At 41.1% G+C, this 8,475-nt stretch carries 15 protein-coding genes; 14 read left to right on the top strand and 1 reads right to left on the bottom strand.

Annotated elements, in window-relative coordinates:
• From ABYK33_RS11385 to ABYK33_RS11450, 14 genes are all read left to right on the top strand, one after another.
• Positions 1-435 (top strand): phage baseplate protein (locus ABYK33_RS11385; protein WP_373033340.1); only part of this gene is annotated, 435 nt, incomplete at its 5' end.
• Entirely contained in the window at positions 432-770 is a 339-nt protein-coding gene (locus ABYK33_RS11390; protein ID WP_373033341.1) for a hypothetical protein, read from the top strand. The genes ABYK33_RS11385 and ABYK33_RS11390, both read left to right, overlap by 4 nt.
• Positions 760-1,566 (top strand): hypothetical protein, encoded by an 807-nt coding sequence (locus tag ABYK33_RS11395; RefSeq protein ID WP_373033343.1) that lies wholly within the window; start codon positions 760-762, stop codon positions 1,564-1,566. Before ABYK33_RS11390 ends, ABYK33_RS11395 begins: the two co-directional genes overlap by 11 nt.
• Before the next feature lie 26 nt (positions 1,567-1,592).
• Positions 1,593-2,243: a Gp138 family membrane-puncturing spike protein gene (locus ABYK33_RS11400; RefSeq protein ID WP_373033356.1), complete on the top strand. Its 651-nt coding sequence runs from the start codon at positions 1,593-1,595 to the stop codon at positions 2,241-2,243.
• Entirely contained in the window at positions 2,243-2,599 is a 357-nt protein-coding gene (locus tag ABYK33_RS11405) for a hypothetical protein (protein ID WP_373033344.1), read from the top strand. The genes ABYK33_RS11400 and ABYK33_RS11405 overlap by 1 nt, the downstream gene beginning before the upstream one ends.
• The gene (locus ABYK33_RS11410; protein ID WP_373033345.1) at positions 2,596-3,804 is read left to right on the top strand and encodes a baseplate J/gp47 family protein; all 1,209 of its coding nucleotides are present in this window, start codon (positions 2,596-2,598) and stop codon (positions 3,802-3,804) included. The genes ABYK33_RS11405 and ABYK33_RS11410 overlap by 4 nt, the downstream gene beginning before the upstream one ends.
• Positions 3,804-4,496, top strand: a complete 693-nt coding sequence (locus ABYK33_RS11415) for a DUF2612 domain-containing protein (RefSeq protein ID WP_373033346.1) — start codon at positions 3,804-3,806, stop codon at positions 4,494-4,496. Before ABYK33_RS11410 ends, ABYK33_RS11415 begins: the two co-directional genes overlap by 1 nt.
• Positions 4,497-4,505: 9 nt before the next feature.
• Positions 4,506-5,546 (top strand): hypothetical protein, encoded by a 1,041-nt coding sequence (locus ABYK33_RS11420; protein WP_373033347.1) that lies wholly within the window; start codon positions 4,506-4,508, stop codon positions 5,544-5,546.
• A 106-nt stretch (positions 5,547-5,652) separates the two neighbouring features.
• The gene (locus ABYK33_RS11425) at positions 5,653-5,973 is read left to right on the top strand and encodes a hypothetical protein (protein WP_373033348.1); all 321 of its coding nucleotides are present in this window, start codon (positions 5,653-5,655) and stop codon (positions 5,971-5,973) included.
• Between the two features lie 10 nt (positions 5,974-5,983).
• The gene (locus ABYK33_RS11430; protein WP_373033349.1) at positions 5,984-6,406 is read left to right on the top strand and encodes a hypothetical protein; all 423 of its coding nucleotides are present in this window, start codon (positions 5,984-5,986) and stop codon (positions 6,404-6,406) included.
• Positions 6,399-6,815, top strand: coding sequence for a hypothetical protein (locus ABYK33_RS11435; RefSeq protein ID WP_373033351.1), 417 nt, complete (start codon positions 6,399-6,401; stop codon positions 6,813-6,815). Before ABYK33_RS11430 ends, ABYK33_RS11435 begins: the two co-directional genes overlap by 8 nt.
• 13 nt (positions 6,816-6,828) lie before the next feature.
• Positions 6,829-7,011: a hypothetical protein gene (locus ABYK33_RS11440; RefSeq protein WP_373033352.1), complete on the top strand. Its 183-nt coding sequence runs from the start codon at positions 6,829-6,831 to the stop codon at positions 7,009-7,011.
• Positions 7,008-7,214 carry a hypothetical protein gene (locus ABYK33_RS11445; RefSeq protein WP_373033353.1) on the top strand — a complete coding sequence of 69 codons (207 nt, stop codon included), beginning with the start codon at positions 7,008-7,010 and terminating at the stop codon, positions 7,212-7,214. Before ABYK33_RS11440 ends, ABYK33_RS11445 begins: the two co-directional genes overlap by 4 nt.
• 159 nt (positions 7,215-7,373) lie before the next feature.
• Positions 7,374-7,895, top strand: coding sequence for a hypothetical protein (locus tag ABYK33_RS11450; RefSeq protein WP_373033354.1), 522 nt, complete (start codon positions 7,374-7,376; stop codon positions 7,893-7,895).
• Here ABYK33_RS11450 and ABYK33_RS11455 read toward each other — a convergent pair.
• Positions 7,892-8,182, bottom strand: a complete 291-nt coding sequence (locus ABYK33_RS11455) for a YopX family protein (RefSeq protein ID WP_373033355.1) — start codon at positions 8,180-8,182, stop codon at positions 7,892-7,894. The genes ABYK33_RS11450 and ABYK33_RS11455 overlap by 4 nt on opposite strands.
• Between the last annotated feature and the right edge of the window lie 293 nt (positions 8,183-8,475).

Below are 8,475 nucleotides of genomic sequence, written 5' to 3' on the forward strand. Positions count from 1 at the left end.
ATCTTGCAAGGTGCTGATATTGTGAGGAAGTTGGAAGACGTGGCTGGAGGCATTAGCAATATTTATGAGATTTTCGGGAATAAGGATTCTGCTAAAGATCAACAGAACCAGTTTCTTGACCAGATCGAAAAGTTGATGGACAGTAAGCAGGTTATCAGACTTGATATGCCATACCGTGTATGCGAGAACATGGTGATTACTGAGGTTCAAATTGTCCGAGACAACACCACAGATCAAGCTGTTTCGTTTAAACTTTCAGCTCAACAAATCTTAATAGCAAAAACAATCTATACTGATATTTCAGCATTAAAGAAAAACCCTGCTTCTGGACTTAATGGGAAAACTGATGACGTGAAGGACAAGGGGTTGAACAAAGTTAAAGATGTTTCAACATCATTGGCAACTAGAATAAAAGAGGCGGCTTTCGGACAATGAAACAGATCACAAATATAACCGCAGATTCAGCCCAACGTCATACAATTCTTGTCGGTGATAAAACTATTGTGCTGACGCTAAAATTCTTGGAAGTAGCAAGCATCTGGTGCTTTGATATTGAGTATAATGGATTCAGTAAATATGGGTTTAAATTGTCTCTCAATGTCCAGCACTTGAATAATTATAACTTGCCTTTCGACTTTATTATTAGAGACACAACAAATACAGGCATTGATCCATTCCAGATTGATGATTTTTTCTCGGGTAGAATAGAAATGTATATACTCGAAGCTGACGACCTTTTGGGCCTTAGAGGTTACAGCGTTGCGCTTTGATAGAAATTACCTGCTCACGATTGACCTAGGGGGCTTTCAGGTAGAAGTAAGGCCACCTATGCAAATTGCTTTTAAAGCCTTTAAATCAATCTATGGTGGGCTTAATAAAGCAACTGTACAGATATACAACCTTAAAGAACCAACCCGCTTAAAGTTGGTTAAAGACCCAGAAGATACCGAAGTAATAATCCCGTTTTCTTTGTCTGTTGGGTATGGTGAGGATGTAGACGTTATTTTTAAAGGAGATATGTTCACAGGAGAAACAGAGCGCAAAGGAACAGATTTTATCACTAAGATTGAATCTCTTGACGGTGGCTTTGATTTCCTTAATTCATTTACGTCCAAAACTGTGAAAGGGAAGGACGCTGCACTTGATACGCTTATCGGAGACATGCCAAACACTGCTAAAGGGTTCATAACGGGACAAGAGCAAGTTGTCAGGCCGATAGTTTTAGTCGGGAATACCGCTGAACTAATACGCCAACAGCTAAAAGTTGATGAAACTTACTATATCGACAATGAAGTTTTGAATATTATCAAGAAAACAGAGCTGACAGGTTCATTCGTGCCTATCGTTTCCGCGCAAACTGGACTAATGAATACCCCGAAGCGCTTAAATAAACGTGTAACATTTTCTACCTTACTCAATCCATCATTGAAAATAGGCGAAAGCTGTCAATTAGTATCAGTCACTGCACCACATTTAAATGGGATCTATAAGCTTGAAGATGTAGGCATCAGTGGTGATTACTACGGCACAGATTGGACACAGGAAGTTACGGGGACTTTGATATGAGCAATAACCAATTAATTGATACACTGATGCTGGCAATAAGCAAGTCTCTTGCCAATCTTCACACTTGTACCATTGCGAAAGTTACAAAGGTAAACGCCAAAACTATCAACTGCAAGCCTGTCACGAATCGGCTAGTTGATGGGGTGTCTATTGAGCTGCCAGAATTTGTAGAAGTTCCTTTAATGACTTTACAGGGTGGAGCGTCTTACATCCATTTCCCCGTGGCTGTCGGTGATTATGCAATGCTTATCTTCACGGAGCGTTGTTTTGATGGTTGGTATAACGGCCAGGACAATCAGCTACCCCTTGAACATAGGATGCACGACTATTCAGATGGAATAGCTATTGTCGGGATTAACCCTTTCGCAGATGCCATTGACATTCCTTCTGTAATCCAGAGAACAGGCGACACAAACCAAGATGGAGATATTACACATCAAGGGGATAGAAACCAGACTGGTGATGTGATCCATACAGGTGATAAAACTCAAAATGGACTATTTGCATTAACCGGAAACATGACGGTAGTGGGGGATGGTGGACCTGGGACGGCAAACATGACAAACATCACCATTAATATTGTAACCGGTGACGTTATTGCAGATGGTGTATCTCTTAAAAGTCATACCCACAGTGGAGTCCAGACTGGTACAGGCGATACAGGAGTGCCAAACTAATGAAAGTAAGACGAATTGATGCAAATGGAGATTGGACTTTCGGGCAAGGGTTAGCAAATTATATAATCAAGGCTCCAATGGTCAGGCAAAACGTGGTGACTCGTATCAAGTCTTTTAAGTTTGATTGGTTCCTTGACGTTGACGCTGAAATTGATTGGTTCAATATTATTGGGAGTAGAAATAACGAGAAGACTATCCTATCTGAACTTGAGCGCGTTGTACTGGCAACAACAGGAGTACGCACGATTGACAGGCTCAGGATAAATGGTATAACTAAAAGGGATGCCTCCATTGAATTGATATTCACGACAATTTATGATGTGTCGTTTACTGAAAATATAGGAATTGCAATATGAAACCACAGTTTACCGTTGACGGGATAGAGATACAGACCTTCACAGAAATCTTTGATACGCTGGTAACTGAATATAAGAGAATCTACGGCGCGGATATTGACCTATCCCAAAATACCCCAGACGGGCAGAAGGTGGGTATAGAGGCAGAACTGGAATATGATCTTCAAAGTTTTGCGCTTGCACTATATAATCAGTTTGACCCAGATTTTGCTTCTGGTGAAATGCTCAATAAGATTATCAAACTAATAGGGATTACCCGCAATCCTGCGACAAGATCAAGCGCAGCGGTGACAATAACGACAGACCGAATTTTAACTTTAGCAACTGGATATACTGTTGCGGATGAAAATGGGCAAAATTGGGTAACAACTTCTGGAGAAGTTTTAGCACTTGGTGCGAATATCGTCACCATGTACTCAGAAGAATGGGGGAAGGTCGAAGCATTACTCAACACCATCAATTCCCCTGTAACAATCGTTCTTGGGGTTATCAGCGCAACCAATCCGGCTGATGCTATTCCTGGCGTTGATGAAGAAACAGACGCAGCATTGAGAACCAGAAGGAATAAGTCTCTTGAAAATGCAAGTTACTCTACTGTCGGTGGATTATATGCCAAGCTCGCCAACATTGAGGGCGTAACTGATTTACAAGTTTATGAAAATGATACTGGCACAGCAGGCCAGTTAAAAGACCCGACAACAGGAAGTTATGTTGCTTCTGTTGGCATGCCAATACATTCTATATGGTGTGTTATCCAGGGTGGAACTGTTGCAGATATTGCAGAGACTATTGCTAAAAATAAAACGTCTGGGGCTGATATGCGAGGTGTGGAAACCACCACATATTTAGAAACGCTTATAAGGCCAGATGGATCAACTTTTTATTATACCCATTCTTTAGAATATGACCGCCCAACAGAGATCCCATTATATATAAATCTAACTGTTACCCGTAAAGACGCTGGTGTTGCTATTGATCTTGATTTAATAAAAGAAAAACTAGTTAGCAAATTATATGGAATACATGAGAACTCACAAGCAAATGAGCTTTATGGGTATGTGTATCAGGCCGGGACTAACTTTATAGCATCTGTTCTTGAGATTAGTCTCGATGATATAACATATACTGACGGACAGCTTCTGAGTGACTTTGACGAAATCCTGCTTATTGAAACGGCTAATATAACTATTACTGAGGTTGTATAATGGCTATTGATGACGATTTTGTCGCCCAATACTCTAAGCGGTTAATTCTTCAATATAGCGACAAGCCTAAAGCCATTGGTGAGATTGCTGCTAGGCTAGAATCAATCAGCAACACTTACAGCTTTATTGATTCGTTTTCTGACGAGTTCGACCTGGATCAGGCGTATGGTCATAGGCTTGATATAATAGGAAAGATAGTAGGTATCAGTAGGATAGTTCGGAATGCAATACCAAAGGCTTACTTCGGGTGGGACGACGGTATAGTCCCTGACCCTAAGACTTTCAGCGAAGGTGCTTTGTTCGATCTATTTTATGATGCTGGTTATACAAGTACACAGCTTGATGATAACCAAATGCGAACATTTATCAGAGCTAAAATATCAAAGAATATTGCAAGCGCATACCTAGCTAATGATGAACGGGTCACATTGCAGCAATCTATCATGTTCTTGTTCGATTCTAAGGCATATGTTGTTGATAATTATGATATGTCTTTAACTATTTACCTAGATGCTGAATATGATCTTGATAATTTAATCCTTCTTAATTCGCAAGATTTAATCCCTAAGCCTCAAGGGGTAACGTATAAAGGATATGTTGTTGTATTTGACGAAAATACTTTTGGTTTTGCTGAAAACCCAAATGCGGAAACATTCGGCATGGGTAAATTTGCTGAACTTTTACCAATCTAAGGAGAGATAATGGCGAAAATTAATAGATACACAGGCGACCTCAAGGCTTTTGGTAGTGGGGCTTTGGCTCTTGAAAGGACAGTTTTTGGGTCAGTAACACAGAGCGACACACTCGACTCAAATATAAACGCGGATTTTTTACGAGGTTGGGAAAACGGAACAGATATAAATGGCTATCCGACAAAGCAGTTTTTTAATGCTGTTGGTTTTACAGCCACACAGATACTTGCTTACCTGCACCAGATCGGCCTTGCTGAGTGGGATATTTTACAAGAGTATAACACAGATTCTTTTACAAATAGAAACGGCGTTATATTTGTTTCCCTTTCTGATGCGAACATAGGCAATGATCCTGAATCAGATGCAGTTAATTGGAAACGGTCTACTGGTAATATTGACTCAGTAGTTGTTACGAAAATTTTAACGTCAGGGACATACGAAAAGCCAGACAATTTAATATCCTTGACGGTAGAGGTAACAGGTGGCGGCGGCGGTGGCGGTGGTGCAGACGGGCAAGGAGCCTCTACTGTTGCGGCGGCTGGCGGTGGCGGTGGCGGTGGAACAAGTTTTAAAAGCATCTTATCTTCTGCTTTGCTTTCCTCTGAGACTGTAACAATAGGAGCTGGTGGTGCTGGTGGACTTGGGAATGTTAAAGGAGTAACAGGGGGGGCTTCTTCTTTTGGAATACATGCCAATGGTCTAGGTGGAGAGGGCGGGAATCAAAGCGTTGGAACAGCTGTTCTCCAGACAATAACAGCGGGGCAAGGGGCAACTGGCACTTCTGGGCAAATTAATAAAACTGGTGGTAACGGAGAGCGTGGGGTTATATTGTCGGTTGATAAAGGAGCGTCTGGTGGTGGTGGCGGAACAATGCAAGGAGAAGGGCCAAGAGGGGAAAGGGTAACTGTAGGAGTATTGGCGAATGGCGCGGATGGGGTATCATATGGATCAGGTGGTGCCGGTGGTGCTGTCCAAGGGTCAACGGCTGACAGAAATGGCGGTAGTGGGGCGAACGGTGTAGTGATAATTACTGAATATTTAGGGGTGTAAAATGTCAATTTATATAATCCATGATGGGAATAAGATATTAAATAGAGTTGTTGCGGATAACCCTATCAATGTAGGTTCTGGTTTATCCTGCATTGAGGCCATAGGCATGTGGGACGGTTATATCGGCCAAGGTGTCAATGCTGACGGTGTAATTCCTGATCCTATTGTAGAACCTGTTGTGATAATCCCGCAGGAAGTATCAATGCGACAGGCAAGACTCGCCTTGTTGACCATTGGGAAACTTGCCGCAATAGAAACAGCCATTACCGCAATGGCAGGAATTGATGGTGAAGCTGCAAGGATTGAATGGGAGTATGCCCAAACAATAAAAAGAGATCATGCGTTATTGCTTTCACTCCAGGCTGATGTTTTAGCCATGACAGATGCAGAACTTGACCAGTTGTTTATTGATGCTTCAAACTTGTAAGGAAATCTACATGGCCATATCACCGGAAGATTTTGCCTTGATGCAGAAAATGCTTCAAGAAGGAAAACAGATTGATCCTGTAATCTACGGGTTGCTCACCTCTTGTTCTTTGATTATTGGCTATTTCTGCAAACGAATAATAGACAAGACCGATTTCCTAAGCGAGAACAGTGCGACAAAAGAAGAGTTAAAAATACAATGCGATCTAAAACAGAAGAATATGGATGCACTTGTAACAAAAGAACACTGTATTTTAACAACTCAAATAAATACAGATAGACTAAATACTGTTCATCTTCGACTTGATGCTCAACATCTGGAGAACAAAGAAGGTCATTTAGCAATTAAGGAAGATTTGAAAGCAATTAACTCCAGCATTAAACAACTTGTCGAATGTGTTACAAAACTATCAATGAGTGGAACCTGTGAATAAATACTCTTTCGGAAAGACCAGCAAAGCCAGGCGCGATACCTGTTGTAAAATAGGACGCGTTATTCTTGATGAAGCAATCGAAACATTTACTTTGTTTGATTTTGGTATTGTGTGCGGCCACAGGTGCGAAGAAGACCAAAATAAGGAATTTATCGAGGGCGACTCAAAGGCCAAATGGGGTGACTCAGGGCATAACGTCATGAAGGGGAACAAACCGTATTCCATTGCATGGGACGTGGCCCCATATTGCCCGAAGTTAAGGGATTATTTATGGGATGATGTAGAAAAATTTAAACAGTTATACGAACATTTCAGATTAATTGGTTTAAAGCATGGTGTGACTATCATATGGGGTGGCAATTTTAAATCTATCAAAAATGATAATTGCCACCATGAAATAGTAATTTAACAGGAGAAGAAAAATGGGTAATGCTATTCAATGGATTATGGAAAATTGGCAAACAGTTTTGGCCGGAGTGGGTTTCTTCGCTATGATTGCCAACGCTACACCTAACGACACAGACAACAAGGTAATGAAAGTTATCAGCACTATCATTAATGCGTTAGGTGCGAATTTTAACGTCAAAGGAAATCTAAACAAATGACATGGGGCTGGTTAACGCCTGTATTTAGCGCACTTGGCAAACTGCTTGGTGCGCTATCCCTAGTCAATCATGGTAAGCAAAAAGCGGAGAAAAAACAACTTGAAAAAGCCAATGAACAAAACAAAAAACTGGCCGACCTTGACAACACTCCCATTGCTGATGATGCTGATGTTATCGGGATGCTGCGCAACAGGCGTAAATAATCCACAGGTGTACGAGCCGCTCTTGCCTGACCAGATATACCAATGCGCTCCAAAACCGTTCCTAATCGAATATTTGCGCCACTCCTGCGCCCTTGAGAGTGTGCGTGGTGAGGAGTCATCCAAAGATTGTAAAAAAGCGTTCCTAGGTGGATTAAAATAATGCCAAAAGATATAAAAGTTTCTCCGTTGCTCTGTACCGGGATATTCTTTATTCCCCATGTCTTTTCATGGTTCACCTTACGGAAAGGATATAGCGGGATCTCTCGCGGAATATCTTTTAGTTGGCTGATAATTGCACTTTTGATAGGTATGGCATCTGGTGATTCAGATATGCCAAAAGAAGAGAAAATATACCAGATTAACGATTCTTCATATTCAGAAACAAACTATGTGGTCGGGTGTAGAAGTAAATACAGCAACGATAAGCAAAGAGACATATTCAACGCACTTTATAAAGACCACTGGTTCACATGGCGCGGTGTGGTGGTAGTGGTAAAATCAGATAGAGCATCATTAAATATTGACAACTTTGGCACACAAGACCTTCAAGTTAATTTTGAAAATAAAGAAGCAGGATATAATTTAACTGTAGGCTCACCTATCACAGTTAAATTCCTTATGAAAACTGCTGGTGGTTGCTTTATGCCGTTTTCAGGAGATAAGGCGGTAGTTGTAGACTAATAAATATCTTGGTTTTCGTGAATATTACCAATCACAACTATTGAATCACGTTCTCCTTTTAGGTTGTAATCATAAAACCATTTACATTTTCCATCTCGGTAATTAACCCTGAACCCAGCATACTTTTCTACATACTCTACAAAACCTTTCCCGATATGGTCTTCAACGATATCACCTTCAAAAATGCTGACTCTGTTCTTGTCTTGAAGGCCTGTAGACTGCATAATTTCAATGTTCTGCCAGGCAGTCTGGCTGTGGTCATGATCAATTCCGAAAGGATCTGACATTCTTCCTACTATCCGGTTCCACGCTCTAAATCGTATCTCTCTCATGTTCGTTTCTCATCAAGTCTCGTCAACTTAACAAAATAATCAAGCTGACCAGAACTAGCGCCGAGCTTAAAGGTTTATAAAATTGGGGCTGGCAGCTTATCGCCAAGCGTTAGCACTCCTATCCAATCTCCTTTAGGTGTATAAACGGGTAACAGTCTGGGCTGTTTACAATAGTGTCAACCTTATACTCATCTGTGCCAGCTTCAAACGTTACATACTCACCGACTCTAATTGGTACAGGAAACGAA

This window comes from Sulfurovum sp. (genome assembly GCF_041562805.1).
Taxonomy (GTDB): Bacteria; Campylobacterota; Campylobacteria; order Campylobacterales; family Sulfurovaceae; genus Sulfurovum.

Excerpts from the sequence above, each read along its gene's own strand:
- ABYK33_RS11420 (WP_373033347.1), top strand. The coding sequence starts at position 4,506 with ATGGCGAAAATTAATAGATACACAGGCGACCTCAAGGCTTTTGGTAGT.
- ABYK33_RS11415 (WP_373033346.1), top strand. The coding sequence starts at position 3,804 with ATGGCTATTGATGACGATTTTGTCGCCCAATACTCTAAGCGGTTAATT.
- ABYK33_RS11400 (WP_373033356.1), top strand. The coding sequence starts at position 1,593 with ATGCTGGCAATAAGCAAGTCTCTTGCCAATCTTCACACTTGTACCATT.
- ABYK33_RS11410 (WP_373033345.1), top strand. The coding sequence starts at position 2,596 with ATGAAACCACAGTTTACCGTTGACGGGATAGAGATACAGACCTTCACA.
- ABYK33_RS11450 (WP_373033354.1), top strand. The coding sequence starts at position 7,374 with ATGCCAAAAGATATAAAAGTTTCTCCGTTGCTCTGTACCGGGATATTC.
- ABYK33_RS11445 (WP_373033353.1), top strand. The coding sequence starts at position 7,008 with ATGACATGGGGCTGGTTAACGCCTGTATTTAGCGCACTTGGCAAACTG.
- ABYK33_RS11455 (WP_373033355.1), bottom strand. The coding sequence starts at position 8,182 with ATGTCAGATCCTTTCGGAATTGATCATGACCACAGCCAGACTGCCTGG.
- ABYK33_RS11390 (WP_373033341.1), top strand. The coding sequence starts at position 432 with ATGAAACAGATCACAAATATAACCGCAGATTCAGCCCAACGTCATACA.
- ABYK33_RS11405 (WP_373033344.1), top strand. The coding sequence starts at position 2,243 with ATGAAAGTAAGACGAATTGATGCAAATGGAGATTGGACTTTCGGGCAA.
- ABYK33_RS11430 (WP_373033349.1), top strand. The coding sequence starts at position 5,984 with ATGGCCATATCACCGGAAGATTTTGCCTTGATGCAGAAAATGCTTCAA.
- ABYK33_RS11425 (WP_373033348.1), top strand. The coding sequence starts at position 5,653 with ATGTGGGACGGTTATATCGGCCAAGGTGTCAATGCTGACGGTGTAATT.
- ABYK33_RS11440 (WP_373033352.1), top strand. The coding sequence starts at position 6,829 with ATGGGTAATGCTATTCAATGGATTATGGAAAATTGGCAAACAGTTTTG.